This is a genomic window from Ilumatobacter fluminis (assembly GCF_004364865.1).
Lineage (GTDB): Bacteria > Actinomycetota > Acidimicrobiia > Acidimicrobiales > Ilumatobacteraceae > Ilumatobacter > Ilumatobacter fluminis.
This window is the reverse complement of sequence record NZ_SOAU01000001.1, coordinates 1,298,451-1,324,297: the sequence shown is the minus strand read 5'-3', so window position 1 is coordinate 1,324,297 and position 25,847 is coordinate 1,298,451. Positions and strand designations below refer to the sequence as shown.

25 protein-coding genes are annotated in these 25,847 nt (G+C 67.9%); 5 read left to right on the top strand and 20 right to left on the bottom strand.

The features are described 5' to 3' along the window. Positions 1-16: 16 nt before the first annotated feature. The 8 genes from BDK89_RS05915 to BDK89_RS05880 all read right to left on the bottom strand — a co-directional run bounded on the left by BDK89_RS05915 (position 17) and on the right by BDK89_RS05880 (position 8,358). On the bottom strand, positions 17-1,063 hold the full coding sequence (locus BDK89_RS05915; protein ID WP_133868065.1) for a phosphoenolpyruvate carboxykinase (ATP): 1,047 nt from the start codon (positions 1,061-1,063) through the stop codon (positions 17-19). After that, complete coding sequence (locus tag BDK89_RS05910; protein ID WP_133868064.1) at positions 1,039-1,428, bottom strand: hypothetical protein; 390 nt, start codon at positions 1,426-1,428, stop codon at positions 1,039-1,041. The genes BDK89_RS05915 and BDK89_RS05910 overlap by 25 nt, the downstream gene beginning before the upstream one ends. Before the next feature lie 72 nt (positions 1,429-1,500). Continuing rightward, entirely contained in the window at positions 1,501-2,043 is a 543-nt protein-coding gene (locus tag BDK89_RS05905) for an LPXTG cell wall anchor domain-containing protein (protein WP_133868063.1), read from the bottom strand. A 92-nt stretch (positions 2,044-2,135) separates the two neighbouring features. Continuing rightward, the gene (locus BDK89_RS05900; RefSeq protein ID WP_133868062.1) at positions 2,136-3,224 is read right to left on the bottom strand and encodes a nucleotidyltransferase family protein; all 1,089 of its coding nucleotides are present in this window, start codon (positions 3,222-3,224) and stop codon (positions 2,136-2,138) included. Continuing rightward, complete coding sequence (locus BDK89_RS05895; protein WP_166657406.1) at positions 3,221-4,138, bottom strand: Stf0 family sulfotransferase; 918 nt, start codon at positions 4,136-4,138, stop codon at positions 3,221-3,223. Before BDK89_RS05895 ends, BDK89_RS05900 begins: the two co-directional genes overlap by 4 nt. Further along, entirely contained in the window at positions 4,135-4,836 is a 702-nt protein-coding gene (locus BDK89_RS05890) for a sugar transferase (RefSeq protein WP_133868060.1), read from the bottom strand. Before BDK89_RS05890 ends, BDK89_RS05895 begins: the two co-directional genes overlap by 4 nt. Positions 4,837-4,849: 13 nt before the next feature. Beyond that, positions 4,850-7,009 (bottom strand): DUF4012 domain-containing protein, encoded by a 2,160-nt coding sequence (locus tag BDK89_RS05885; RefSeq protein ID WP_133868059.1) that lies wholly within the window; start codon positions 7,007-7,009, stop codon positions 4,850-4,852. After that, positions 7,006-8,358, bottom strand: coding sequence for an O-antigen ligase family protein (locus BDK89_RS05880; protein ID WP_166657405.1), 1,353 nt, complete (start codon positions 8,356-8,358; stop codon positions 7,006-7,008). The genes BDK89_RS05885 and BDK89_RS05880 overlap by 4 nt, the downstream gene beginning before the upstream one ends. Before the next feature lie 163 nt (positions 8,359-8,521). On the opposite strand from BDK89_RS05880, the gene BDK89_RS05875 reads away from it, so the two are divergent. Both BDK89_RS05875 and BDK89_RS05870 read left to right on the top strand, forming a co-directional pair. Then, the gene (locus BDK89_RS05875) at positions 8,522-9,418 is read left to right on the top strand and encodes a sulfotransferase (protein ID WP_166657404.1); all 897 of its coding nucleotides are present in this window, start codon (positions 8,522-8,524) and stop codon (positions 9,416-9,418) included. Further along, entirely contained in the window at positions 9,415-11,190 is a 1,776-nt protein-coding gene (locus BDK89_RS05870) for an ABC transporter ATP-binding protein (RefSeq protein ID WP_133868056.1), read from the top strand. The genes BDK89_RS05875 and BDK89_RS05870 overlap by 4 nt, the downstream gene beginning before the upstream one ends. Here the strand turns inward: BDK89_RS05870 and BDK89_RS05865 are convergent. The 7 genes from BDK89_RS05865 to BDK89_RS05840 form a co-directional block, all read right to left on the bottom strand. After that, positions 11,158-12,153, bottom strand: coding sequence for a glycosyltransferase family 2 protein (locus BDK89_RS05865; RefSeq protein ID WP_166657403.1), 996 nt, complete (start codon positions 12,151-12,153; stop codon positions 11,158-11,160). The genes BDK89_RS05870 and BDK89_RS05865 overlap by 33 nt on opposite strands. 10 nt (positions 12,154-12,163) lie before the next feature. Further along, positions 12,164-13,339, bottom strand: a complete 1,176-nt coding sequence (locus BDK89_RS05860; protein WP_133868054.1) for a glycosyltransferase — start codon at positions 13,337-13,339, stop codon at positions 12,164-12,166. Positions 13,340-13,346: 7 nt separating this feature from the next. Beyond that, positions 13,347-13,979, bottom strand: a complete 633-nt coding sequence (locus BDK89_RS05855) for a hypothetical protein (protein ID WP_133868053.1) — start codon at positions 13,977-13,979, stop codon at positions 13,347-13,349. Then, a complete protein-coding gene (locus BDK89_RS05850; RefSeq protein WP_133868052.1) occupies positions 13,961-15,979 on the bottom strand; it encodes a prolyl oligopeptidase family serine peptidase in 2,019 nt (672 codons plus the stop codon). The genes BDK89_RS05855 and BDK89_RS05850 overlap by 19 nt, the downstream gene beginning before the upstream one ends. A 130-nt stretch (positions 15,980-16,109) precedes the next feature. Next, the gene (locus BDK89_RS22760; RefSeq protein WP_481808379.1) at positions 16,110-16,196 is read right to left on the bottom strand and encodes a 50S ribosomal protein bL37; all 87 of its coding nucleotides are present in this window, start codon (positions 16,194-16,196) and stop codon (positions 16,110-16,112) included. Between the two features lie 54 nt (positions 16,197-16,250). Next, positions 16,251-16,922, bottom strand: a complete 672-nt coding sequence (locus tag BDK89_RS05845; protein WP_133868051.1) for a phosphotransferase — start codon at positions 16,920-16,922, stop codon at positions 16,251-16,253. 2 nt (positions 16,923-16,924) lie between these two features. Continuing rightward, on the bottom strand, positions 16,925-17,938 hold the full coding sequence (locus BDK89_RS05840) for a PHP domain-containing protein (protein WP_133868050.1): 1,014 nt from the start codon (positions 17,936-17,938) through the stop codon (positions 16,925-16,927). 133 nt (positions 17,939-18,071) lie between these two features. On the opposite strand from BDK89_RS05840, the gene trxA reads away from it, so the two are divergent. Next, positions 18,072-18,443, top strand: a complete 372-nt coding sequence (trxA, locus tag BDK89_RS05835; protein ID WP_133868049.1) for a thioredoxin — start codon at positions 18,072-18,074, stop codon at positions 18,441-18,443. Positions 18,444-18,600: 157 nt separating this feature from the next. Further along, the gene (locus BDK89_RS05830; RefSeq protein WP_133868048.1) at positions 18,601-20,160 is read left to right on the top strand and encodes an extracellular solute-binding protein; all 1,560 of its coding nucleotides are present in this window, start codon (positions 18,601-18,603) and stop codon (positions 20,158-20,160) included. A gap of 6 nt (positions 20,161-20,166) precedes the next feature. On the opposite strand, the gene BDK89_RS05825 is transcribed toward BDK89_RS05830, so the two are convergent. From BDK89_RS05825 to BDK89_RS05805, 5 genes are all read right to left on the bottom strand, one after another. Next, entirely contained in the window at positions 20,167-20,544 is a 378-nt protein-coding gene (locus BDK89_RS05825) for a hypothetical protein (RefSeq protein WP_133868047.1), read from the bottom strand. Beyond that, the gene (locus tag BDK89_RS05820; RefSeq protein WP_133868046.1) at positions 20,541-21,251 is read right to left on the bottom strand and encodes a response regulator transcription factor; all 711 of its coding nucleotides are present in this window, start codon (positions 21,249-21,251) and stop codon (positions 20,541-20,543) included. The genes BDK89_RS05825 and BDK89_RS05820 overlap by 4 nt, the downstream gene beginning before the upstream one ends. Next, the gene (locus tag BDK89_RS05815; protein ID WP_133868045.1) at positions 21,248-22,546 is read right to left on the bottom strand and encodes a sensor histidine kinase; all 1,299 of its coding nucleotides are present in this window, start codon (positions 22,544-22,546) and stop codon (positions 21,248-21,250) included. Before BDK89_RS05815 ends, BDK89_RS05820 begins: the two co-directional genes overlap by 4 nt. 86 nt (positions 22,547-22,632) lie before the next feature. Next, the gene (gmd, locus tag BDK89_RS05810; protein ID WP_133868044.1) at positions 22,633-23,598 is read right to left on the bottom strand and encodes a GDP-mannose 4,6-dehydratase; all 966 of its coding nucleotides are present in this window, start codon (positions 23,596-23,598) and stop codon (positions 22,633-22,635) included. Then, positions 23,598-24,575, bottom strand: coding sequence for a GDP-L-fucose synthase family protein (locus tag BDK89_RS05805; protein WP_133868043.1), 978 nt, complete (start codon positions 24,573-24,575; stop codon positions 23,598-23,600). The genes gmd and BDK89_RS05805 overlap by 1 nt, the downstream gene beginning before the upstream one ends. 120 nt (positions 24,576-24,695) lie before the next feature. On the opposite strand from BDK89_RS05805, the gene ychF reads away from it, so the two are divergent. Continuing rightward, positions 24,696-25,784 carry a redox-regulated ATPase YchF gene (gene ychF / locus BDK89_RS05800; protein WP_133868042.1) on the top strand — a complete coding sequence of 363 codons (1,089 nt, stop codon included), beginning with the start codon at positions 24,696-24,698 and terminating at the stop codon, positions 25,782-25,784. Positions 25,785-25,847 lie beyond the last annotated feature (63 nt).

The window sequence follows — 25,847 nt, the reverse complement described above, 5'->3', positions numbered from 1 at the left end:
GGGTCGGCGGTGTCCGTCATGACCAGTCCTCGATTCGGTCCCGTACCGCCGTGACCACGCCGGCCGTGTCGTGGCCCAGTCGAATGATTCCGGTCGGCACGCTCCGGAGCATCGTTGCGAACGCCCGAAGGCTTCGGGCTCCGACCCCTGGGAGCTGTTCGAACGTGGTCGGTGCCAGGGCCTGCAGGACGGTGCCGGCGTGACCGGCGGAGAACTCGGTCGTCGCTCCGCTGCCGACCTCGACGGAGGCGACGCCGAGGAGTCGGGCTCGGCCGATGACGGCGCCGCCGTGCCGATCGTCGACCGTGAGCACGATCTTGCGGCCCTCCTCGTTTCGCGTCAGCTCCGCCTCGAAACCCGGGCCGTCGACGGGTCGGAGCTTGGCCGTGCGATACAGCGACGCCACCACGTACCCATCATCGTCGCCGAACGTGCCGACGAGGCAATAGTCGTCGCCGAGGTAGTCGAGACCGGCACGTTGACACCGCAATGCCGTGGTCGACTTCCCGGAGCCGCCCGGACCCACCAGCAGCACGGCCCGATCGTCGACGGCGACCGCCGCACCGTGAGCGAAGTACCACCCCTGTGCCGTGAGGAACCAGGCGAGCATCGGGCGCAGCGGGGCTGCTTCCTCCCACCACGCGAGGCGGTCGGGGTCCTCGATCACCCAGTAGCCGGTCGCCTCGTCGGCGTCCCAGACCTGGATCGCCTGCTGAGGCCAGTCGTATCGGACCCGGACCTCGCCACCGGAGCGGGATTCGTCGTGGTCGCCGTCGACGTGGAACACGTCGCCGGCGAGGTGGGGCCGGTGCTCGGTGATCGACAGATCCCAGACGAGCACCGTGAGATCCGGGGCGACGGTCGTGTCCTCGACGGGCGGGTGATGTTCGAACGCCGGCACCAACCGTTCGAGCACCGTGCCCGCACCGTGCAGTCGGATCGTCAGGCCGCCGAGCCGGAACGCAAACGACGTGACCGGGCCGGTGCACGCTGTCCACGACGCACGCAGTTCGGCGATCGCCCGTCGTGGATCGGAGGTCAGCCGTCGGCCGGCTGTGGCCACCCGGCCTCCTGGGAAACGTCGTGCACGGGATCGATCTTGATCATGTCGGCCATGTCGTCGAACCGGTCGAACTGCAGCGGCTCGACGTCGCCGTCAGGACGTTGCGGCATCGGCTCGGGATCGCCGCCGTCGCGAGCGACGAGCAGGCCGGCGCTCGTGAGTTGTTCGACGAACTCGTCGATGCCGCCATGGTCGGCGAACACCGCAGCGATCTCGTCGCTGTCGGCGCCTGCGGTCAACGACTCCCACGCCCACGTGGTCCAGCCGGTGAAGCTGAAGTACGCCCCCGATGCGAGGTCGATCACGATCGCCTCGCCGTCGAGGATCTCGGCGGCGGTGGATGCAGAGGCGCGATAACGAGGCATGGAGGACAACGGTAGTGCGCGACCTCCTGCCGGAGGTCGATCACATCGGCGGCAGCGACGCCGCCGATCGGATCAGGCCTCGGCGTGTCGGCGTCGGAACGACGCCACGGCAAGCAGGCCGGCGCCCGCTGCGAGCAAGCCGACGGCGAGCGGCACCATCTGACCCGATTCGCCACCGGTACTCGGCAGCGTGACGGGCGTGGTCGGCGTCGGCGGCGGGGTGACCCCGGCCTCGACGACGATCTGGAACGGCAACGTCGCTTCGGTGGTGAGCAGTTCGGCGGTGCCCTGGTAGGTGCCCGGGCTGGCGGGTGCCTCGAGGTCGCCGGTGGCGGTTCCGTCGGCGACGGCGACCTGAGCGAACCCGGCGCCGTTGACTTCGACGCACGTGTCGGTGTCGGTGGAGTCGACGAGTTCGAACTCGACCGTCTCGCCGGGCTGGCACCCGGTGACGGTGGCGATCACCGGACCGCTCGGGTCGGGCGTCGGGTCGTCGACCGACACGGCCGGCTCGAGGGGCGGGTATGCCTGCGCCACGGCTCCTGTTGCCAGCAGGCCGCCGCCTGCCAACGCCATGAGGAGGCCGGCCCGCTTGAACACGCTCTTGTCCACCATGTCAGCCACTCTAGTCGTGCGGCATGTCCCCGAGTCCACCCTTTGTTCGTGAACGCTCGATGTCCGATCGCGCTCAGTGCGCATGTCCGACTTCAATCGCCACGGAACGTGTTATTCAGCTGCGCCCAACGTCGCCGGAGGAACGGACCGGCGCCTCCGCTCTCGCGAAACACCGCCCAACGGGCCGCGGCGTAACCGACCGGCGTCGGGCGGCGATCGAGCGCGCGGCTGATGTCGCGGTAGGTCCTGAGCTTGGCGTCCGTGCTGCCACCGCGTCGACGCCACGCCCACTCGGCGGCCAACCACCGATCGTACGGTTGGCGACACATCCGAGCGCACCGCTCGGCCTCCGGCCCGACCCCGGTCTCACGTCGGAGCCAGTCGAGCGACTCGCCGACGGGTCGCCCGACCCCGAGCGACTCGGCTCCCTGCTCGACACGGTCCCACACGTCGCCGCCGGCGTGTCGAGCCAGCACGGCGACATCGATCGGCCATCGCAGCGAACTCGCCTGGCCACCGTCGGGTCCCTGCAGCGCGGCGAGGACGATCGAGTCGGCCCAATCGAGACGGCGGGCACCGAACGGCCCGTCAGGCACGGCACGATCGATCAGTTCGACACCCGGCCGGCGAATCGAACGCGGGAACAGCACCCACCGATGCAGGTCGAGCGAGCGACCGTTCGGGCTCGCGAGCGCCACAGCCCGCGACACGTGCCGGTCGCTGACCCGGTCGACCGCCGTCCATCCCGCCTCGAGCAATCGTTCGATGGCCCCTTCGTAGGCGTCGGGCCCCACGACCAGGTCGGCGTCTCCCATCGCTCTCAGCCCTGGGGGGTACACCGTGTCGATCATCGCAGCGCCCTTGATCACGATCGGCTCGGAGACCAGATCGGCGAGCAGGTCGATCGCCGACCCGAGCGCGGCGAGGTCGAGCTGGTTGTCGGCCCAGATGCGACGTCGCTGCAGCTTGACCCAATCTCGCGTCGGAGCGTCGACCACATCGGGGCCAAGACGCTCGACGACGTAGGCGAGCAGCTGCTGCGATCGCCAGTCGGCGGCTGCGGGCGGCTGCTCGGCAGCCCAGCGGCTCCACGCAGCGCCCGCCTCGGCGGGCGGCGCGACCGCGGCTCGGATCAGGTCGAGCTCGCGCCCGCTCAGCGTGAGCGGCCCTCGTCGGGTCACCGGTCGAGCTCCGGGTACCGATCGAGGAGACGGGTACGGATCTCGTCGTTCGCATCGTCGCGTTGGCGGACCGTCGCGCCGACGACGTCGTCGGGGACCGGTCGACCGAGCGATTCGAAAACTCGTGCAACGGCCGAGCGGAGGTCGCCGACGAGCTGTTCGTACTCGAACTCGAGCGGCGTCACGCCGTGTCGATCGAACCACGCTCGCCACCACGAGTCACTGCGATCGAACCGTTCGACGAGTCGTCGGAGCTCGGCATAGTCGTCATCGACCAGACGGTCGGGATCGAACGTGGGCGTCCGTGTCCCGTCGGTGTCGATCCACGACGCCGTTGCATCCGCCCGGAGGTAGGAGATCGCCTGACCGACGCGATCGCGCCGCCACTGATACACCCAGTGCAGCCGTCCGGGGAGCACGTCGATCGGTGACAACTGGTTCCGACGCTCGAGCTGATCGAGGTGGAGCCGGAACACCTTGATCACGAACACGCCGTCGGGTGTCGAGCGATGCTGCTCGAGGAGACGCTGATAGCGGAGGAACTGGTCCGCGTCGAAGCTCCGGCTCAGCCACCAGCGTTCACGCCGGAGCAACGCCCGCTTCGTCTGGCCCAGTACGCCTCGGGTGTCGATCGTCGGCACCCCCCAGCGGGCTCGGCCCGCCCAGATCATCCGCTCGGTCCAGAACTCTTCACCCGCCCCGACACCGAGCTCCCGGAGGGTGTGGACGAGCAAGTTCGAACCTGTCCGCGGGCTTGCAGCGACGACGACGGTGTCGGTGACGCCATCCGGGCTCGGAGCGATGTCGTCGTGAGCGGCGAGGTCCTCGAACGCCGTGGGGCGCTGCGCTCGAGCGAGACGGCCCACCCACCGCGGAATCGGGTGGACGGCGAGCTCGTGCTCGCGGTCGCTCAATGGGCCTCCTGCGTCCGGGACAGCGCCGCGGGTGTCTTGCACAGGATCGCGAGGTCGTGGCGAATCGACGGCGCCCGAAGGTACTCCCGGTCGAGTTCGATCCGGTTCGCCGGCGTCAGCGACGAACGGCCGGCGATCTGCCACAGCCCCGTGAGCCCGGGACGCAACCGCACGTACAGGGCCCGGTCGGACGGGGCGCGTGCGGCGAACTCGTCGGGAACGAGCGGACGGACCCCGACCACGGACATCTGACCCGCGAGCACGTTCACCAACTGGGGCAGCTCGTCGAGCGATGTCTTGCGCAACCACCGGCCGATCCGCGTGATCCTGGGATCGTCCTCGCCCAGCTTGTATCCGTTCGCGACGTACGCCTCGTACGCCGCCGGATCGGTCAGCACTTCACGGTCGGTCCCCTGCCGCATCGTGCGGAACTTCACGACGAGGAACCGCTTGCCGTCGAGTCCGACCCGTTCCTGGCTGAAGAACACAGGCCCTCGGCTCGACGTGGCGATGATCGCAGCGACGACGAGGAAGAGCGGCAGGCTGCACACCAAACCGACGAAGCTCACCACGACGTCGGTCGTTCGCCTGAACGACCGATACAGCAACCCGACGGGCGGTTGGGAGACCCGTGCCGCAGCATCGACGCGCGTCGCATCGGTTGCTGCGTCGACGGTCGGGTGGGTCGCGGGAGTCATGGGGTCGTCGTTGTCACTCACGGGTCGCCAGTGGCTGGAGCCGCTCCAGTATCGCCGAATCCGTCGAGCGGGCCGGGAACTCGTACACGACCTCGGTCCGCTCCCCCGGCCCGAGCACCACGTAGTGGGCCGACGTCGACCAGCCGAGTTCGTCGCCGCGTTCGATGGCCGCCGGCGCGCCGTCGACCGTCGCCGTGTCGACCTGATCGCTCGTGTACGCCACCAGATACAGGCGGCTGGTGCCGGTCGGGAGCCCGGAGAGGTTGCCGATCACGTAGTCGGTGTACCCGTCGGTCGGCGCTTCGTTGGTGAGTTCGACCGTGGCTCGGACGACGTCGCCCGCACGCTCGAGGGTGACCTCCCGCTCGAGAAAGGCGTCGATCTTGTTGCCACCGCTGTTGTTCAGCGCGAGCGTGAAGGCGTCTCGGCCGGTCGGATCGGGCAGGCCGTCCCCGACACCGACCTCGACGAGCATCGCCTGTTCGGTCTCGTCCGCTGCCCAGACCAGCAACCGCTGCTCGTCGACGAGCGGCTCGAAGTCACGTGCGAGCCGGCGAGGCTTGGGAAGGGAGGAGTCCAAGAAGGCGTCGACGAGCTGGGTCGACAAGGTCTCGAGCTCATCGAGACGCTGCTCGGACGCGTACTGCCCGAGCAGGATGTAGTCGACGAGTTCGTCTCCTTCGAGCCGCTGCCCGTCGTTCGTCTCGACCGGCCCCGTGTACTCCGAGAGCTGTCCGAGCACATATGGATCCATCACGACGACGCCGTGGACGTCGTCGTCGTTGGCATCGTTGTAGAGCTGATGAGCAGCCGACGCGAACGACGGCCAATCGGGCTCGAGCGTGAGGTTCGACCAGCTCCGTGGCCCCACCGGCTCACCGTCACCGCCGAGACCGAACTTTCCGTACGTCGCCAGCAGGCCCGGTGGGCCGTCGATCACGACCTCTGCTTCGACCGCCACTCGCTCGAGTTCGGAGCGCCTGCCCGCCTCGTCGACTCGGAGCCGCCCGTCGTCGATCGACACGATCGCATAGTTGCCGATGAACCCGCCGAGCCCGCGCGCCTCCGACGGCGTGGTGAAGAGCAGCAGGTAGCGGCGAGCTTCGTTCTCCCCCAACATGGCCGGCAACGACTCGAGCGCCAGCTGCGCTCGATCGAGCTGTGGGCCGAGATCGACGAGCTCGTCGTCGACCTCGTCGAGCTTGTCCTTCACCGGCGGGGCGAGCCACACGCTGTCGACCTCGTCGGCGAGCGTGCCGAGGCGGTCGATCCGTTCCGCAAACCGTTCGACCGGCTCGGCGAGCATCCGGAGTGCGTCGATGTCGACCGCGCCATCGACGACCTGCAACCGATCGAGCGACATGTCCTCCAGGTCGTCGGCGGCGGCGTCGAGCTGGTCGGAGACCTCCTCGGTGAGGTCAGCAGCGGCAGTCCGGTGCTGGGCGACGATCGGCACCAGTCGAGCGGGTTGGGTCCACCACGCGTCGATTCGTTCGTTCGCCGCCTCGAGATCGCTCGCCGCGGTCCGCATGTCGTCGGCCGCAGCGTCGGCCTCCAGATCGGCAGCCTGCCTCGCAGCGGCGCGAGCGTTGTCGACACCGGAGCCGAGGTCGTCTCGAGCGCCGTTCGCCGCCACACCGAGCGCGGCGGTTCCGGCCACGGCAACCGCGACTGCCACGCCACCGACGACGAGCAGACGCTTGCGCACGAACGCCGTCAACGAACCCAGGCCTCCGACGATCAGCGCCAACCCGGTCCCGATACCGACCATCGCCGACGCGCCGGTGACGATGTCGAGCTCGCTGAGCGAGAACGAGACCATCGTCAACGAGACACTGAACGCGCCGACATCGGCACGTGCCGCCGCGTCGGCATCGACCGGCGACACCCACGCAGCCAGCGCGAAGGCCATGACGGCCACCAGGATCGGCCACACCGACAAGCCCACAGCACCCGCGATGCCGGCCGCGGCGACGAGCATCCACCACGGTGCTCGTGCCCCCACGACGACCACGACCGCAACAGCGATCACCGTCTCGATCAGATCGATCACCACATTGCCGGTCGGGCGGACGCCGGTCGCGAAGACGACGAGCCCGGCCACCAACCCGAGCGCGACGCGTCCCAGTGGCGCATCGGCCTGCCAGCCGCCCTCGAACTCGCTCGTGCTCACGTGGTGATCTCCCTGTCCCGCCGAGCCGCTGTGACGACGGCGGCCGCCGCGAAGATCATGGCATTCGAGACCAGCCCGAGACCGGTCGCCAGCACGCCACTGCTGACCATGCTCCCGGCGAAGGCCATCACGATCGTCGCCCGCGTGAGCAGTCGAACCTCATCGAGGCCGACGACACCCCCGTCATCGGGACCCTCGTCCCGCCGACGGGTCCGACGCCAAGCCATCATGTACGGAGTGGCGTACAGGGCCACGCCGAGCACACCGACTTCCTGCCCGAGGAAGAGCAGAACGTTGTGGGGTTCGTCGTCGCCGAACCGGTTCTCCCCCGATGTCGCGACGAAGACGACGTGTCGAACACCCTCGAACGCGAGGTCGTCGTCGTTCTGACGAAACACTCCGATACCGACGATCGGGCTGTCGACGAAATCTTCGGCAGCGACTCCCCAGAGAGCGACGCGCAACAAGATGTTCGCCTCGGGCGCAGAGTCGGACATGTCGCGGATGCCCTGCGTCCCACCGTTCGTGAACGAACGCCACACCTCGGACGGGAACTCCGGACGTGTCATCACGTCGACCGTGGTCCGAAAACGTGCGCTGGATGCGACCAGCGCGGCACCGAGGAGAGCGACGATGACGACGGCGATCACGAAGCGGCGACGGTCGAGCCGACGCCATGCGATCACGGCGCCACCGCACAGCAAGGCCAGCAACGAGGTGCGCGAGCCGGCCGCAACGATCGATGCCAACGCCACCAGACCGGCGACGGCCTGCTGCCACGACACGAACCACGACGGACACGACAGCACGATCATCAGCACGCCGACAGCCACGAAGCCGACCACGTGATGCGAGCTCGACAGACCCATGAACAGCCCGTTCAGATCGACGCGAAAGCCCGGGAGCGACGATCCGGCGCCGAACGCGACGAACGCCAGGACGTGGGCGGCGGTCACGGCCAGCACGATCGAACGTCCCGTCCAGCGAAGATCGACGATCGAGGTCACCGCCGACGCGATCGCGATCGTTGCGACCACGACGAGCACTCGCCCCTCGGTGCTCGCCCAGTCGGCGACGTCGCCGGTCGAGTTCGGCGACGGGAGGGACCCCACGATCAGCCCGTAGACGAGCCATGTGGCGACGATCGTCCCAGCGACGATGACGATGCGATCCCGCCGCATCGTCCATGCAGGCCAGGCTCCCACCAGCAGACCGACCGCGACCAGGAAGGCGCTCAACGCGTCCGCGTCCGAGATCGTCGCGGCGACGACGAGCACGACCAAGGCGATCGCCGCGAGCGAACTCGGTGAGCGGGCGAACCGCCCCGCACCAGTGGCAGGTGTGGTCATGGCGCCGTCCATCCGTTCTCGTTCTACCAGCTCGGCCCCGCCGTGCTCCCGAACCCGAACCGTGTCAGCGGTAGATTGCCCAGGCCGACGACGGCAAACGCCGCCGCACCATCTCGATGAGCTTCCTCCCGCCCACCTCCGTTCCGCGCAGGTCGACCCGATCGTGAACCGGGTCCTCGTCACCGGCTGCCCGCGCAGCGGGACGACGTTCGTCGGGAGCGTGCTCGCCTCGGCTCCGAGGGTGGCGTACCTCCACGAGCCGCTGAACCCCGACTGCGGTCTCCCCTCCGCATCGCACCGGTTCGCCGATCTCGCCGACCCGTCATCGGCGGCGGTCGCCGACGAGATGCTCGAGCTGTTCGAGTTGCGCGGCCGCCTGCGAGGCAACGTCTATCCGACCGACACGGCGATCGTTCGCCTCGGAAAGCGACTCGTGGCCGGTCGGGGTCCGCTCCAACTCGCCAAGGCTCGGGCGCTACCGAGACGCGAACACGTCGTGGTCAAGGACCCGTTCGCCATGCGTTCGATCGAGTGGTTCGAGGCTCAGGGTTGCACGGTGATCGTCATGGTTCGTCACCCTGCAGCGGTGGTCGCGTCGATGCGTCGGCTCGGCTGGAAGGCGGGCACCACCATGCGGCGGTTCGCGGCGGAAGGGCTCCTCGACGACGTTGAACTCGACTGGGTCGACCAGCTCGACGCCGATCTCGACGGCGTCGCGCTGTTCTGGCGGATGAACTACCGAGCCGCCCTCGCCGGTCTCGGCGACGGCCGGCTGGTCGTCCACGAACTCATGAGCGCCCGTCCCTCGGAAGCCATCGCCGAACTGCGTGCGGCGACCGGTATTCCGTGGTCGGATCGAAGCGAACGACGTCTCCGGCGCCTGACCTCCGGCGACGTCGCCGCTGCCGATCCGGCCGGGCGAACCCAGCAGTTCCGTCGGGCGAGCGCCGACATCCTCGGTTCGACCATCTCGACCCTGACCGCAGACGAACTCGATCGGATCTGGGCGATCGCCGGCGACATCGCGTCCCGCTGGTACCGTCCGGACGGCCTCACATGAGCATCGACACCGACCCCACGACGAAGCCACCGCCCGGTCAGGTCGTTCGGATCCTCGCCGACCTGCACGGGCACGCCCGTCGCGTCATCGCATCGTTCATCGGTGCGGGAGCCGTCGCCGGCAGCTTCGAAGCGCTCGCCCTCGTGCTGTTCACGGCCGGAGCGCTACGGGCCACCGGCAACGACGCTGCGACCGATCTCGGGCCACTCGATCTCGAGATCTCGACGTCGGCGACGCTGCTCGCGGCCGCGGTCGCGATCCTCTGCGCAGGAGGACTCCATGCCGTGCAGGCACGCATGGCCGCCGACGCATCATTGCGCGTGCTCGAGCAAGCTCGTCGACGTGTGTCGCGGGCCTTCCTTCGGGCGGACTGGTCGACCCAAGCCGAACAGCGCGACGGTGCGCTCTACGACTCGATGTTCCACCTGTCGCAACACGCCTCGATGGCTGCGTCGTTCGGTTCCAGCGTCTTCAACGGTCTTGTCATCATGCTCGCGCTCCTCGTCGCGGCGATCGTCATCTCGCCGGTGTTCACCGGCGTCTTGATCGTCTCGGTGATCCCGATCGTCGTGTTGCTCCGCCCGATCAGCGGTCAAGCTCGCCGACGGGCCAGCGAGAACATCGCGCAGACCGGCCATCTGTCCGAAGACGTCGCCTCGACCGACGCGCTCGCCTTCGAGCTCAGGGCGTTCGGTGTCACCGATCGTCAACTCGAACAGCTCGACGACGTCAACCACTCGACCGTGCACTCGATGCGTCGTGCCCGCTTCGCTTCGCGGCTGGCGGCCTACTGGTTCAAAGATCTTGCGCTGCTCATGTTCATCGTGGTCGTCGGCGTGATCAACCTGATCTGGGACCTCTCACAACCCTCGGCGGCCGCCGCGATCCTGCTCGTCATCCGCATGCTCGGCTATGCCCAGCAGGGTTACAACGCCTACCAGAACGTCGTCGAGGCAGGACCTGCGGTCGTCGAACTCGACCGCCGACTCGACGAGCTCGAGTCGGCGGTGGACGAGCACGGTGGCGACCCGGTCTCGACGATCGGCTCCATCGAGTTCGATCACGTGTCGTATCGGTACCCCAACGGTCGCTTGGCACTCGACGACATCTCGTTCCGCATCGAGCCCGATCGAGTGCTCGGCGTGGTCGGGCGTTCGGGAGCCGGGAAGTCGACGGTCGCCGAACTCCTGCTCCGGATGCGTCAGCCGAGCGCGGGGCGGCTGCTGGTCGATGGTGTCGACGCGAACGTCCTGTCGATCGACGACTGGCATCGGCTCGTGACGATCGTGCCGCAAGACCCACGCATCCGTCGAGCCTCGATCGCTGACAACATCGTCTTCCTGCGCGACGGTTTCAGCCGAGACGACGTCGAGCGAGCGTCGCGGGCGAGTCACCTGCACGCCGACATCGCACAGTTCGAACACGGCTACGACACGGAGCTGGGGTCCCGGAACCGAGGGCTGTCCGGCGGACAGCGCCAGCGCCTCGCCATCGCGCGAGCGCTGATCTCCGAACCGTCGCTCCTCGTGCTCGACGAACCGACGAGTGCCCTCGATCGCCACAGCGAGCGGGGGCTTCAACAGACCCTCGGCGAGCTGCGAGGCCGCGTCACGATGGTCGTCATCGCACACCGGCTGTCGACGCTCGATCTGTGCGACGACCTGCTGGTGCTCGACGAAGGGCGCGTGGTGGCGTTCGGCCCACGATCGGAGATCGTCGACACCGTCGACTTCTTCGCATCACTTCCCGCGAACGAACTCGACGACCGCTGATGCGCTCATCCAGCCGCGGGCCTGACGCCGACGCCGGCGGGCGAGCGCAGTGCGAACGACGCCGCGGGCAACGCTGAACGGACCACACCGCACGGTGGCGGCGAACACGGACGCCGCGCGTCGATACTCGCGATCACCGACCGACAGGTGGGCGAGTCGGATCAGCACGAACGCAAACCGGTCGGAACGCTCGGGCTCGTCACGCCAGGAGATGACCGACGAGCCGAGTTCGCTGATCCGGCGATACGTACAGAGCGTCGGAGCGTGCCGCTGCCGGAAGTCGGTCCGCAGCGATCGTCCGCGATCGACACCGGCTTGACGCCGCCGGTTCGTGACGGTGGTCGGCGAGATCACGTGCACGGCGACGAGGTCGGTGAGACCGACGAAGGTCATCCCGGCATCGAGGAGACGGAGCCACAGGTCGTAGTCCTCGATGATGTCGACACCGTCGACCCGGCGGTACCCGCCGACCTCGAGGACCGCCGACCTGCGGAACGCGCAGGCCGTGTGCTCGATCGGACAGTTCACCATGGCGACCAGCGCCATGTGGTCGGAGGTCGGAACGCTCATGTGGAGGTCGAGTTCGCGGCCGGCTTCGTCGACCGAACGAGCCGAGCCGCCGACCACGGCGACAGCGGGATCGGCCTCGAGGGGCGCGAGCAGTTTCTCGATCGAACCGGGGAGGTGCCAGTCGTCGGCGTCGACCTTCACGATGGAGTCACTGCGAGCCACCGCAAGACCGTGGACGAGTCCGTCGGCCATCCCGACACCCGGATTCTCCTCGACGCGCACACCGGCGAACGATGCAGCCGCTGCGCCGGTGTCGTCGTCGGAGTTGTCGTCGACGACGACGATCTCGATGTCGTCGACGTCCTGGTCGAGCACCGAACGGATCGCCCGCCCGATGTTCGCCTCCTCGTTGCGTGCGACGATCACGACCGAGGCGCGCGGAGACGACGGCATCGGTCGGACCCTAGCCGGTCGTCTCGACCGGACGACCGGCCACGACGGCACCGACCCGGCGGCGGAACACATCGGAACCGAACGACGCTGCGTGTGCCCGGATCCGCTCGGCGTCGAAGCGGTCCGGGTCGAACGCGCGGAGCACCTCGGCCCATCGGAGCGGGTCGTCGCCGTGCACGAGCGTTCCGCTTTCGCCGTCGATCACCGAGTCGAGGGCGCCGCCCTCGTCGCGAGCGACCACCGGCGTGCCGGTGGCTTGCGCCTCGACCGGCAGCATGCCGAAGTCCTCGACGCCGCAGAACAAGAACGCATCGGCAGCGCCGAGCAGTGCCCACAGGGTCGAGTCGTCCGGTTCGTCGACGAAGCGCACAGTCGGCCCGGCAGCGAGGCGGAGGCGGGCGGCGTCGGGACCTCCGCCTGCCACGACCAGTGTCCGTTCGGCGAGCACCGCTGCTTCGATCGCGAGGTCGAAGCGCTTGTAGGGCACCCAACGACCTGCGGTCACGAAGTACCGCACATCGGGCACGACATCGGCGTCAACCACCCGGCCCGGTTCCGGAGCAGCGACGTCGATCGGCGGCGGGATCACGACTGCATCGGCGCGCCCATAGGCCGCAGCGATGCGACCGGCGACGAACGACGAGTTCGCGATGTAGGTGTCGACCCGGCTCGACCATCGACGGTCGAGCCGCCTGAACGCCGCCGCACCGATCGGCATGAGCGGACGGAGTGGCCGCGGCATTCGTTCGCGTTCCAGCCGCCAATCCCAGGCGTATCGCATCGGTGTGTGGCAGTACGACACACGACGGGCGGCAGGTGTGCGGATCGAGTTCACGCACGAGTGTGAGCTCGTCACGACCAGGTCGGCGTGCCCGAGGTCGAGCGCCCACCACACGATCGGCATGATCGGCAGGAGCAGGGTGAAGCGCCTCGACCGGCCGGCCCATCGTCCGAGGCGCCAGGTCACGACCGGCGCGTCGAAGCCGAGCTCGTCCACACAACCCGCGTCGACTGCGAAGGTGTAGACGACGTCCGCCTCCGCGACCCCGGCGAGTTCAGCGGCGACCTTGTCGCTCCCTCCGAGTACTGCGAGCCATTCGTGGCACACCACGGTGCGAGCTCGACGGTGGGGCCGAGCGTCCGGCCAGATCAGTCGAGCGGCGAGGCCCCGGAAGCGATCGATCACCGTTCGGTCATCGTGACGGGGTCATGAACGCGACGGCGGTACCGAGGTCGGCTTCCCGGCGGACGGTGGCGATTCGACGGCCGGGCTGGACTGCGGTCTTCGGCGGGGCGACGAGATCCGGCTGTGCTCCGTGCAGCGCATCGATGTCGTCGACGATGACGACGAGGCCCCAGAACTCGGGGTGTGGCGTGCGCAGGTTCTCGACCAGTTCCAGAATGCAGCCCCGCTCCCCTGCGGCCGCAGCATCGATCGGGTCGGCGAATCGGTGGAAGGCCTGCCGGACGGTGTAGGTCTCACGGAGCCGGCGGCGCTCGAGCCCGAGCGATGCTTCGATCGCCGCCGACGTGCGGTCGAGCGAGTCGGTCATCACCACCACATGATCGATCGATCGGGCACCGTTGGGATGATCGGCGATCGACAGGTCGTCCACCGGCGTGATCGTGAGGCCGTCGGCGCTGGTCGGCGCTTCGATACCGGTCACGCCAATCGCGCCCAGCCCGGCTCGGTCGGTGACGAGTCGGATCGCCCCGTTGCGGAGGCCGATGACCCCGTCGGTGGTCGTGAAGCCGAGCGCCGCCCAGGCGTCGGCCGACGCGCCGACGTCGACGGTTGCGAGGCGTGTCACAGGCCCAGCTGCCATGAGAAGAACGCGAGCACGTCGGCCTGTTCGTCGGCCCGCTTGCCGACCGGCTTTCCGACGCCGTGGCCGGCCCGCCCCTCCTGGTGGAACAGGATCGGTCCGTCAGCCGCGCCGGGAACCTCGGCGGTGGCGTGCTGCAGCGCAGCCGCCATCTTCCGGGCGTGGAGCGGATCGACGCGGGTGTCTCCTTCGGCGGTCGTGAAGAGGACCGCGGGGTACCGCTGCCCTTCCTCGATGCGGTGATACGGCGAGTAGCTCCACAGCCACCCGAACTCCTCGGCGACGTCCGGATCGCCGTACTCGTCGGTCCAGAGCCTGGCGATCAGGAAGTTCGGGAATCGCACCATGTCGAGCAGCGGAACGGCGCACCAGACGGCACGGCACAGGTCGGGGCGTTGGGTGATCGCCGCGCCCATGAGGAGCCCTCCGTTGGAACCGCCGGCGATCGCCAATCGGTCACGGGTCGTGATGCCCTCGCCCACGAGCCAGTCGGCGGCAGCGTGGAAGTCGTCGAACACGTTCTGCTTGTTTGCTCGCTTCCCGGCGCTGTGCCACTCCTCGCCGTGCTCGAAGCCGCCGCGCAGCCCGGCGATCGCGTACAGGCCGCCACGGGCACACCACGCTGCGATCGTCGGCGACCAGATCGGCGACTCGGTGATCGCGAACCCGCCGTAGCCGTTCAAGATGGTGGGCGTGTCGGGTCCGAGATCGACGTCGGCCCGGTGGATGAGGAACAACCCGATCCTCGTGCCGTCGGACGACGGGTACTCGACGTGGCTGACCGATAGCTCCGGCACGATGTCGTCGTCACGGTCGGGATAGATCTCCCGGGCCGTGGTCCCGTCGATGCGGTGGATGGTCGCCGGTGCGTCGAAGCCCGTGACGATCGCCAGCTCGACGCCGTGGTCGAGGTCGGCGGCGAGCTGGACGACGGTCGACACGTCGACGCCTGCGACCGAGACCGAGGCGCCATCACGACCGTGCCGCTCGATCGCTCCGATCCCGGTCGCCGACGTCGAGAGCAGGAAGCCGTCGGCGGTGGGGACGAGTTGGTCGAGCACGACGTCACGCTCCGCGACCAAGGTGGTCCAGTCGCCGACGTCGTCGAGCGGGACTGCGATCACGCGTCCGCGCGGCGCATCGAGCGTCGTCGTGCCGATCAGGCGGTCACCGTCGAACGAGAGGTCGGTCACCGCGTCGATACCGACCTGGATGCCGGTCCATCGACCGGTCACCCGATCGAGCAGGTGCAGATCGGTCCGGCTCCAGCCGACCATGGCCTCGACGAGCAGGTAGTTGCCGTCGCTCGATGCCGAGACGTTGGGCCAGGTCTGCGGGGTCGGGTGGTCGTTCCAGACGACCGGATCGTCGTGCCAGTCGGCGCCGAGCGTGTGATGGTGGACCGTTCGGTGATACTCGTCGCCTTCGGGGTAGCGGGTGTAGTGGAATCCACCAGCGTCCGGATCCCAGGCAACCGAGGCGGCTCGACAGTTCGGGATGCGGTCGTCGAGCGCAGCGCCGTCGTCGGTCCGGGCCACGTGCAGGATCGAGTTCTCGGTGCCGCCCTCGCTGACGCCGTACGCGACGAGGCGACCGTCGTTGCTGGTATCGAACCAGTCGACCGCGGCGGCGGCGTCGCCGGTGCCGGCGGCAGGGTCGGCGATCACGGTGACCTCGCTCGCCGGGTCGGCGAGCGGGCGGACGACCAGGCGGGCCTGCTGGGCCCCGCGCTCGCGTTCGAGGAGGATCAGCCGGTCACCACGGACCTGGACCGCCTGGACGACCGGGAGTTGCATGAAACCGACCAGGTCGGCGTGCCACGCGCTTCTCGCCGGGATCGCGTCGAGGACCTCCCTGGTCGCTCGGTTCTGCGCATCGACCCAACCCTGCGTGTCCGAGGAACTGCCGTCTTCGAGCCAACGGTACGGGTCGGGGACCGACGTGCCGTGGTACTCATCGACGACGTCGTGGCGGGGCGTCGGGATCGATGGTGTGGACATCGGCCGCAACGGTACCCCCGCGGCGCCGGTTCGTCGGCGGTTTTCGCATCCGTGGCCGGACGCGACAATGCCGCCGGCATCTCCGCCGGCGGCACCGAAGGGAATCGTTCGATTCGTGGAGTGGCGCGAGTCAGCCGCGACCCATGTTGGGGCGCTTGCCGTGGTTCGCCTTGCTGCGACGCAGGCGAGCCTTGCGCTTCTTGGTCTTCTTCGACATAGGCAGAACAGTCTATGGAGAAACCGACGGAGTCCCACCCCTGGGCCGACGGGATCACCCATGCCGCTGTGCGAACGACCGGATGGCGTCCTGCTCCGACACCCGAGTGTTGCGGTCCATCAGCCGATCGGCGCACACGGCGGCCACCGTCTCCCTCGTCGGCCGCCCGGCCGACTCCAAGAACGACGTCAGCATCCGCCCACGGACCGCTCCGACGACGGGGCGGAGCCACGGTGCCAGATCGTCCACCTCGGCGATCTCCCCGAGCAGCCACATCTGCGCCGCGTCACGATCCGGCGGGCCGGCCTCCGCGCTCTCCCAGTCGATGACGACGGGCCCGTCGGCGGTGACGACGACGTTGCCCGGGTGCAGGTCGTTGTGCACGAGCACGGGCCCGTCGCCGCGCAGCCCGTCCGGCGCTGCCACCATTCGGAGCGCGAGGTGCAACCGAGCCAACTCGCGCCCGAACCGTCCGGCTGCCCACGGGCGGCGACCCAGCTCGTCGATCATCGTGCGTCCGACCACACGTTCCATCAGCAGGTCGGCCCCATCGACGTCGAAGACCCGAGGGGCCGGGACTCCGGCATCGCGCGCCACTCGCATCGCGATCACCTCATGATCGCCGATCGTGCCCACCCGCCGACGTCGCAAGACACGTCCGCCGCCGACGTCGTAGATGTCGGCGGATCGGCCGCTCGCCAGGAGTGGGCCGGGCGGGTCGTCCACCGCTACGACTCGGTCCAGGCGAGCAGCTCGTCGGCCGACCACGTGTTGACGATGCGGTCGATCGGTACCTCACGCTCGGCCGCCCGGTTGCAGCCGTACGGCTGCCACTCGAGCTGTCCGGTCGCGTGGGCGTCGGAGTCGATCGAGAAGTGGCAGCCGTACCCGATCGCCAGATCGATCAGCGCTCTCGGCGGATCGAGTCGTTCCGGTCGACAGTTGATCTCGACGGCCGTGCCGAACTGGGCACAGGCCGCGAACACGTAGTCGGCGTCGAACTGTGATTCGGGCCGCTTGCCGACCTTGCGGCCGGTGCAGTGACCGAGGATGTCGACGTGTGGGTTCGCGACGGCGGCGACCATGCGCCGGGTCATCTGGTCCGCGTCCATCCGCAACTTCGAGTGCACCGACGCCACGACGACGTCGAGTTCACCGAGGAGCTCGTCCGACAGGTCGAGGCTGCCGTCCTCGAAGATGTCGACCTCCATACCCGTGAGGATGCGGAAGTCGTGGCCGGCAGCGGCGATCTCGTCGTTGATCCGGTCGATCTCGACGAGTTGTTCGCGGAGACGTTCCTCGTTCAGCCCGTGGGCGACGGTCAGGCGAGCCGAGTGGTCGGTGAGCACCATGTACTCGTGGCCGAGGTCGATCGCCGTGGCGGCCATCGCCTCGATCGGCGCTCCGCCGTCGCTCCACGTCGAGTGCAGGTGGCAGTCACCCCGCAGAGCATCGAGGTACGGGCGGCCCGCATCGGTGAGTTCGATCTGCGACTCTGCCTCGACCTTGGCCAGGTAGCTCGGGGTGAGCCCGGCAAGGGCCTCGGTGATCACACCGGCGGTCGCATCGCCGATGCCGTCGAGTTCGATGAGTCGCCCGTCGCGGGCGCGCTCTGCCAGCTCGACCGGGTCGATGGCCCGCACGACGTCGAGGGCGCCGACGAACGCTCGGGTCTTGTACGGCGATGCCAGCGCCCGGTCGAGACAGTGGATCACTCGCAGCAGCGCGGCCTCGGGCGTCATCACCCAGACCGTAGTGGTCGACCGGGGAATAACGAGACCGGCCAGTCCGTTTCATTGCATGTCGGGCCTGACCCTCCGAGGCCCACACGAACGCAACGCTCCCCCAGCGACCCCCCAGCGAAAGGAAACACACATGGCGACGACCACGCTCTCGATGGACACCTTCGAAGAGACGGTGACCGGCGACGGCATCACCTTCGTCGACTTCTGGGCCGAATGGTGCGGCCCCTGCAAGATGTTCGGCCCGATCTTCGAAGAGACGTCGGAGGAGAACCCCGACGTCACGTTCGCCAAGGTCGACACCGAAGCCGAGCAGCAGCTCGCCGGCGCCCTCGGGATCATGTCGATCCCCACGCTGATGATCTTCCGCGACGGCATCCAGCTCTTCAGCCAGGCGGGCGCTCTCCCCAAGAACGCGCTCGACGACCTGCTCCGCCAGGTCCGTGAACTCGACATGGACGAGGTTCGCAAGCAGATGGCCGACGAGGCCGACAGCCCCAGCTGAACGACGCCGCCGGCCGAGCGGCACCAGTCTGCGCCCGGCGGTTCGGGCCCCTCCCCCCACCGAACCGTCGGGCGCTGTCGCGGACTGGCAACAGCACAGCTGTTGCCTCGTTGCGTCAACTTGCGGTGAAGCCCCAGGCAGGGCATGCTGTGCGGCGATGCCACACCACTCGTGGGCGGGAACCCCACGTGACCACTGGCTCGCATCGCCCCGCGTCCGGCGGCGCACCGTCTCGGTGCTGCTCGCCGGATGTCTCGTGGCGACGGCGTGTACCGGCGACGACGATCCGTCCGATGCCGCTGCAGCAGCCGACGAGCCGACCGACCAGAGCGACCCCGCCAGCTCCACCGACGCCCCGTCCGACACCGTCACACCGGCGACGGCCGAGCCGCTGTCGGAGGCGACCGAGCCGCCTCCGACCACCGAAGCGGTCCCACCGAGATGCGGCGACGGCATCGAACCCTCCGGCCCGGTCACGATCACGGTGTGGCACGGCCTCGGCGGTGACGCCGAGTCGAGCTACCTCCCGTCTGCCATCGGCAAGTTCCAGCAGCAGCACCCCGGCATCACCGTCGAGTTCGAGAAGGCCGACGCGCAGTACCCGAGCGGCCTCCTCGAGTTCGCCGACCCCGATGGTGTCCGACCGGACGTCCTGTACGGGTCGAACCTCACGGTCAAGGCCCAGGCCGAGTCCGGCCTGTTCATCCCCGTCGAGGCGTGCACCGGCGGTTCCATCCCGCCGCAGTTCGACGGCCTCCTTCCCGCGGTCGACCTCACCTACCGAGTCGACGGCACGCTGTGGGGCGCGCCGTTCAACGTGTCGACGCCGGTCCTGATGTACGACGGCAACGTGTGGAGCAACGCCGGGGTCGACCCCGACCGCCCACCCGAGACGGTCGATGAGCTGCTTGCGACCGCCGTCGAACTCCAGGAGGCCGGCGCTGCGAAGGCCGGCCTCGTGTTGTACAACAAGTCGGCACTCTGGTTGATCACCGAGACGGCGGCAAAGGAAGCCCGCCTCCTGCTCGAACCGAACAACGGCCACGACGTCGACACCGTCGAGATCGCGAAGATCGTCACCGACGATGCAATCGCCCTGCTCGACGAGCTCCGACGAATGAAGGCCGATGGCATCATCTCGTGGACCAAGGAGAACCAGAGCGACGAGGACCTGATCGCGCTGATCACCCCGCTCGAGGGCAGCGCGATGACGATGCACACCTCGGCAGCACTCGGAGAGATCTTCCGGCTGCAGGATCAAGGCTCGATCGATGTCGACGTGCGAGTCGCACCGATGCCCGGGCCGGCCGCCGGGGCGATCCCGGGCGGGGGCTCGTGGTGGCTCACCGACGGCGCCGACTCCGACAAGGTCGCCGCAGCGTGGCAGTTCATCGACTGGATGACCCAGCCGGAGCAGATCGCCGAACTCGCGGCGTTCACCGGCTACGTCCCGACGACTCCCGCCGCAGTCGCCGATCCCATCACCGTTGCGGCCTGGAACGAGCATCCGCAGTTCGAGGTCGCGTACGAACAAGTAGCGGCAACGCCAGGCACGCCGGCTGCCGTCGGCATCCAGGTCGGGCCGATGGTCGAGTTCCTGCAAGCGATCGAGCTCGGTGCGGCATACACCATCGACGCCGGCAACGACCCACGGACGGAACTGGAGAACGCAGTGTTCAACGCGATGGACATGATTCGCGTCTACAGCGGCGACTGAGCGCGCTCAGCCAGGAACGATGCAGACGGTCGAGAACGCTCCGTCCGCGGTGTTCTCTCGAGGGAGGGCCGAGGTCCCGAACTGCCAGACGCACAGGGCCTCGAAGTCGAGGGCGACCGGACTCCACATGCCGTTGACGAAGCCGCCGCACCGCCACCCCTCGGCGTCGTCGGCCACTCGGAGGGCTCGCCCGCCTTCTCGGATGGTCGCGCAATAGCCGTCGTGATCGAGGTCTTCCTGCACCACGACCCGCAACTCGGCGTCGACGTCGGTGCCGTAGCGATCGACGGCAAGAAAGGTCACGGCGGCGGCGCCGAAGCCCACGGCGAGGCCGACGGCGGCTCGGACCGCCGGGAAGCGCAGCAGGCTGGAACGGATGGTCAACGTCCTTCCAGCGAGGCCTCGACGTACGGCCGCAGGAACGAGCGACAACGCCACGCGAACTCCTGCATCTCGCGCAGGCTCGGGTCGTCGAGACGGTGCACGCGCAGTTCCGGCAGGAGCTGCGAGCGGTAGTTCTTGACCGTGTTGAGCTTGAGACCGGTCGAGTCGGAGACGTTCTTGTACGTCGCTTCGAAGTTGCGGTCCATCAGCACGTTCCACACCTTGGCATGTCCGTTGTGCTGGATCAGATCCGCGAACCGATCGGGCGTCCGCTCCGGATTGCGCCGAGCGGGCAGCAGCGTCTGGACGGCCGGGTCGGGCTCGACGTCACGACCGGCCAGCACCCCATCGATCATCTCGAGCTGATAGTCCAGCGGCGCCGTCTTCGAGATCACCGTCGCCACCGGCAGGAGGTCCCAGGCATCGCGCAGGAGGTCGCTGACCCACGCGTCACCCTGCGTCATGATCGCCAGCCGCGTGTCGCGATTGGCCCGGTAGATCTCGGCCATGGCATCGATGCCGTTGGCGTGTTCCTGCGGGAACGACAGGTCGACCAACGCCAGCTCGTAGGGGGCGCGAGCGAGCATGAGTTCGACGTCGGCCACGGCGACGCAGACGTCGACCTCGGCGTCGAAGCGCGAGGCCACCTCCTTCGAGAAGAGTTCCGCCATCGCGGCGGCGTCGTCGACCAAGAGGATGCGGGTCATGTGTTTTCCTTCGAGACGGCCCGGCGAGCGGGCTCGGGACTGAGCGGCAGCGTGACGGTGACCGCCGAACCGTTCTGGGTGTCACGCCGGCGGACGCGATCGGCGCCGAGGTCGGCGACGAGATTGGACAGTCCGCGACCGGCCGGAACGGCGTCGAGATCGAAGCCGCCGGCGTCGTCGGTCACGGTGAGACTGATCTGGCCCCCGTCGACCTCGAACAAGTCGATGGCGAGCCGCGTCGCGTCGGCATTGATCGCGTTCGACGTGAGCACGGACACGGCGCGGTGGAACAGCTGCGCGGATTCGGAGTCGGTGCGACGGTTGGTGAGCTCGAGTGGCGGCACCCGATACAACTGGATGCCGAGCGACTGGATCCGCCTCAGGTGTGGTTGCAGGATCTCGTAGAGGTGCGGCTCGCCGCCGCGCATCACCTCGTCGAGTTGTCGAAGGCGCAGCCGGTGGTCGAGTTCTTCGAGTTCGGCTCTCGCAGCGTCCAAGTCGCCGACGCTCTTGAGACGGAGCGTCGAGAGGTGTACCTCCGACAGCACGTCGTCGTGCAGCCAGTGAGCACGCATGAGCCGTTCACGCTCCCGGACCTGCTCTTCCTTGCGCGCCCGATCGACGTCGACCAGTGCGCTCAGCTTGTTCATGCCGAGCACGGCGATGCCAGCGACGATCACACCGAGCCACATGGCGACGTAGATGCTGAGCATCGTCGACAGCGTGCTCGGCTCGGCATCGAAGAACAGCGCCGCCAACATCGCACCGAGCACACCGAAGTGGACCGTCGAGAAGAGGAAACGTCGGGCCCACTGGCGCGGCGCCGGTTGGACGCCGATCGCCCAGAGGGTGAGGAGGGCATCGGAGCCGCCGAGTAGGCCCAGCGGGATCGCAGCGAGGAACCGGAACTGGCCGATCAGGGCGACCGTCGTCGCGATCAGGGTGAGGTAGGCGAGGCCGCGCCAGACGAGGCTGAAGAGGAAGCCGGGCGGCTTGGTCTGCCGGCCGAGGAGGAGCCGCACAGGGCGGATGGCGAGCAGGCCTGCGGCGACGACGCTGGCGGCCGACATGATCGCCAGTTGCTCACGGTCGCCGGTCGTGCGGCTGGCCAGGGCGACCCACTGCACGAGCAGCGTGCCGAGCAGCGCGACGAGCATGAACGCACAGACCGCCTGCTCGCGCGTCGAGGGGTCTTCGTCGCCGTCGCCCCAGACCCGATCACCGGCCAGCAACGCAAGCCACAGGTCGAGCCGGGAGGGTTCGTCACCGAGTGCACCCGCTGCACTACTTCCCACGGTCGACAGTCTCCCACCGTCGACGCCTTCCCCACGGCCAATCGACGACATGTACCGAAGTACACCTCGCCGAGTTCGCTGCTGCCTCAGCCGGCGGCGAGGTCGGCGTCGACCATCATCGTGACGAGCTGTTCGAACGAGGTCGTGGGTTTCCACGACAACTCGGTGCGTGCCTTGGTCGGATCACCCAACAGGTAATCGACCTCCGCGGGTCGGAAGAACTCCGGGTCGACCACCACGTACTGCTCCCAGTCCAACCCCGCGTGGCCGAACGCGATCTCACAGAACTCACGCACCGAATGCGCCTCACCGGTGGCGAGGACGTAGTCGTCGGGGGTGCCTTGTTGCAGCATCAACCACATGCCCTCCACGTAGTCGCCCGCGAAACCCCAGTCACGCTTCGCGTCCAGGTTCCCCAACCGCAACTCGGTCGCCTTGCCGTGCACGATGTCGGCCACACCACGCGTGATCTTGCGGGTCACGAAGTTCTCACCACGCCGCGGACTCTCATGATTGAACAAGATCCCGTTCGACGCATGCATCCCATACGACTCCCGATAGTTCACCGTCGCCCAGAACGCATACAACTTCGCGACCGCATACGGGCTGCGCGGATGAAACGGCGTCACCTCGCTCTGCGGCGGCGGCGTCGACCCATACAACTCCGACGACGACGCCTGATAAAACCTCGCCTCACTGCCGGCGACCCGCATCGCCTCCAACAACCGCATCGCACCCACACCGGTCACATCACCGGTGTACTCCGGCTGCTGGAACGAGATCGCCACATGCGACTGCGCCGCCAAGTTGTACACCTCATCAGGCCCGTACCGATCGATGATCCGCACCAACCCCAACGGATCCCCCAGATCCCCGTAATGCAGATGCAGATCCTCCAAATTCTCGGACTGCAAATGATCCAAACGCGAACGCGTCACCGAACTGGACCGGCGCACCACACCATGCACCTCATACCCCTTGTCCAACAGCAACTCGGCCAGATACGAACCATCCTGACCCGACACACCAGTGATCAACGCCGTCTTCGCCATCACGCCACCTCGGCGGCATCGAAACCGCGCAGATCATCGTGCGCCGCGAGCGACGCCAGAAACCAGTCGTACGTCGACCGCACACCCGCATCCAGGTCGTAACTCGGCGACCAACCCAGATCATTCAACTTCGACACGTCCAACACCTTGCGCGGCGTCCCGTCCGGCTTGGTCTTGTCGAACGTCAACCGCGCATCCGGATTCACCACGTCACGGATCTTCTCGGCCAACTCACGAATCGACAGATCCACACCCGTCCCCACATTGATGTGCTCGTCGGCCGAGTAGTGCTCCATCAAGAACAGGCACGCATCCGCCAGATCGTCCACGTGCAAGAACTCACGCAACGGCGACCCCGTCCCCCACACCACGACCTCCGGATCCGGCTCACCGATCGAATCATGGAACTTGCGCATCAACGCCGGCAACACATGCGACGACACCAAATCGAAATTGTCACCCGGACCGTACAAGTTCGTCGGCATCGCCGAAATGAAATCCCGCCCGTACTGACGCCGGTACGCCTGACACAACTTGATCCCCGCGATCTTCGCCACCGCATACCACTCATTCGTCGGCTCCAACGGACCCGTCAACAACTCGTCCTCACTGATCGGCTGCTCCGCCGCCCGCGGATAAATACACGACGACCCCAAATACAACAGCTTCGACGTGTCGTACTCATGCGCCGCATGCACCACCGTTCCGTGGATCATCATGTTGTCGTAGATGAACTCCGCCGGACGCGTTGAGTTCGCCATGATCCCACCAACCGTTCCCGCCACCAGGAACACATACTCCGGACGATTCGCCTTGAACCAATGCGACACCTCCGACTGATCCCGCAAATCCAACTCATCACGAGTCGCCGTCAACACATTCGAAAAACCCTCACCCTCCAACTTCCGCACCAACGCCGACCCGACCAAACCCCGGTGACCGGCCACGTACACCCGCGAATCGCGTGGAATCTCCATCCCGACAACCTACCGAGGCGGCGCAACCCCTCGATGCCGGGGCGCCCGGCCGCACCTGCAGCAACCCGGGTGATCCGAACGCTCAGACGCCCGACGACCCCAGGTAGCCTGGCGCACCTCATGGAACGGTTTGGTCTGGTCGGACTCCCCAACGCGGGGAAGTCGTCGCTCTACAACGCACTCACCGGCGGCGGTGCGCTCGCTGCCCCGTACGCCTTCGCGACGAAGGACCCGAACATCGGTGTCGCACGCGTCCCCGACGAACGGCTCGACCAGCTGTCGGCGATGTCGCAGTCGAAGAAGACCATCCACGCCTCGGTCGAGGTCGTCGACATCGGCGGACTCGTCGAGGGTGCCTCGCAAGGTGAGGGTCTCGGCAACAAGTTCCTCGCCAACATCCGTGAGGTCGACGCGATCGTGTTCGTGCTCCGTGCGTTCGAGGACGACGACGTCCCCGGTCCCTCCGATCCGCTCGAGCACCTTCGGGTCGTCGAACTCGAGCTCGCGCTGGCCGACCTCGAGACGGTCGAGAAGCGCAAGGCCGCCGTCGAGCGTCAGGCCAAGAACGACCGATCGCTCGCCGACGACGTCGAAGCACTCTCGATCGCCGAAGCGGCGCTGTCGGAGGGTCGTCCGCTGTACCGGGCCGGCCTCAAGCCCGACGTGCGCGAGACGCTGGCGCCCTACTTCCTCCTCACGAACCGCCGCGTGCTCGCCGTCGTGAACGTCGGCGAGGACGCCGTCGATCAGGCCGACGAGGCCGCAGCCCGCGTCGAAGCCGAGTTCAACGATGCCGGCGACAATGTCGAGGTCATCGGCATGTGCGTCCAGCTCGAAGCCGAGGCTGCGGCGATCTCCGACCCCGACGAACGAGCCGAGATGCTCGAGGGGTTCGGTCTCGGCGAGGGCGCCCTGTTCCGCATGGTCCGCTCGGCGTACCACCTGCTCGGCCTGCGCACGTACTTCACGACGGGCGACAAGGAGTCCCGAGCCTGGACGTTCTTCGAGGGCTCCACCGCCCCCGAGTGCGCCGGACGAATCCACACCGACTTCCAGCGCGGCTTCATCCGCGCCGAAGTCATCCAGTGGGACGAGCTGCTCGGTCTCGGCTCGTGGAACGCCGCGAAAGACGTCGGCAAGATCCGTCTCGAGGGCAAGGACTACATCGCCCAAGACGGCGACGTCATGGAGTTCCGCTTCAACGTCTGACCGTGCCAGTGCGTCCCCTGCGCCAGCCACGAACGCATCCGAGCGTCTGCGACAGGTCGTCGA

Coding starts and splice junctions, on each gene's coding strand:
- BDK89_RS05910 (WP_133868064.1), bottom strand. CDS start 1,428: ATGCCTCGTTATCGCGCCTCTGCATCCACCGCCGCCGAGATCCTCGAC.
- BDK89_RS05905 (WP_133868063.1), bottom strand. CDS start 2,043: ATGGTGGACAAGAGCGTGTTCAAGCGGGCCGGCCTCCTCATGGCGTTG.
- BDK89_RS05890 (WP_133868060.1), bottom strand. CDS start 4,836: ATGACTCCCGCGACCCACCCGACCGTCGACGCAGCAACCGATGCGACG.
- BDK89_RS05880 (WP_166657405.1), bottom strand. CDS start 8,358: ATGACCACACCTGCCACTGGTGCGGGGCGGTTCGCCCGCTCACCGAGT.
- BDK89_RS05870 (WP_133868056.1), top strand. CDS start 9,415: ATGAGCATCGACACCGACCCCACGACGAAGCCACCGCCCGGTCAGGTC.
- BDK89_RS05865 (WP_166657403.1), bottom strand. CDS start 12,153: ATGCCGTCGTCTCCGCGCGCCTCGGTCGTGATCGTCGCACGCAACGAG.
- BDK89_RS05855 (WP_133868053.1), bottom strand. CDS start 13,979: ATGGCAGCTGGGCCTGTGACACGCCTCGCAACCGTCGACGTCGGCGCG.
- BDK89_RS05850 (WP_133868052.1), bottom strand. CDS start 15,979: ATGTCCACACCATCGATCCCGACGCCCCGCCACGACGTCGTCGATGAG.
- BDK89_RS22760 (WP_481808379.1), bottom strand. CDS start 16,196: ATGTCGAAGAAGACCAAGAAGCGCAAGGCTCGCCTGCGTCGCAGCAAG.
- BDK89_RS05840 (WP_133868050.1), bottom strand. CDS start 17,938: ATGACGCCCGAGGCCGCGCTGCTGCGAGTGATCCACTGTCTCGACCGG.
- trxA (WP_133868049.1), top strand. CDS start 18,072: ATGGCGACGACCACGCTCTCGATGGACACCTTCGAAGAGACGGTGACC.
- BDK89_RS05830 (WP_133868048.1), top strand. CDS start 18,601: ATGCCACACCACTCGTGGGCGGGAACCCCACGTGACCACTGGCTCGCA.
- BDK89_RS05820 (WP_133868046.1), bottom strand. CDS start 21,251: ATGACCCGCATCCTCTTGGTCGACGACGCCGCCGCGATGGCGGAACTC.
- gmd (WP_133868044.1), bottom strand. CDS start 23,598: ATGGCGAAGACGGCGTTGATCACTGGTGTGTCGGGTCAGGATGGTTCG.
- BDK89_RS05805 (WP_133868043.1), bottom strand. CDS start 24,575: ATGGAGATTCCACGCGATTCGCGGGTGTACGTGGCCGGTCACCGGGGT.
- ychF (WP_133868042.1), top strand. CDS start 24,696: ATGGAACGGTTTGGTCTGGTCGGACTCCCCAACGCGGGGAAGTCGTCG.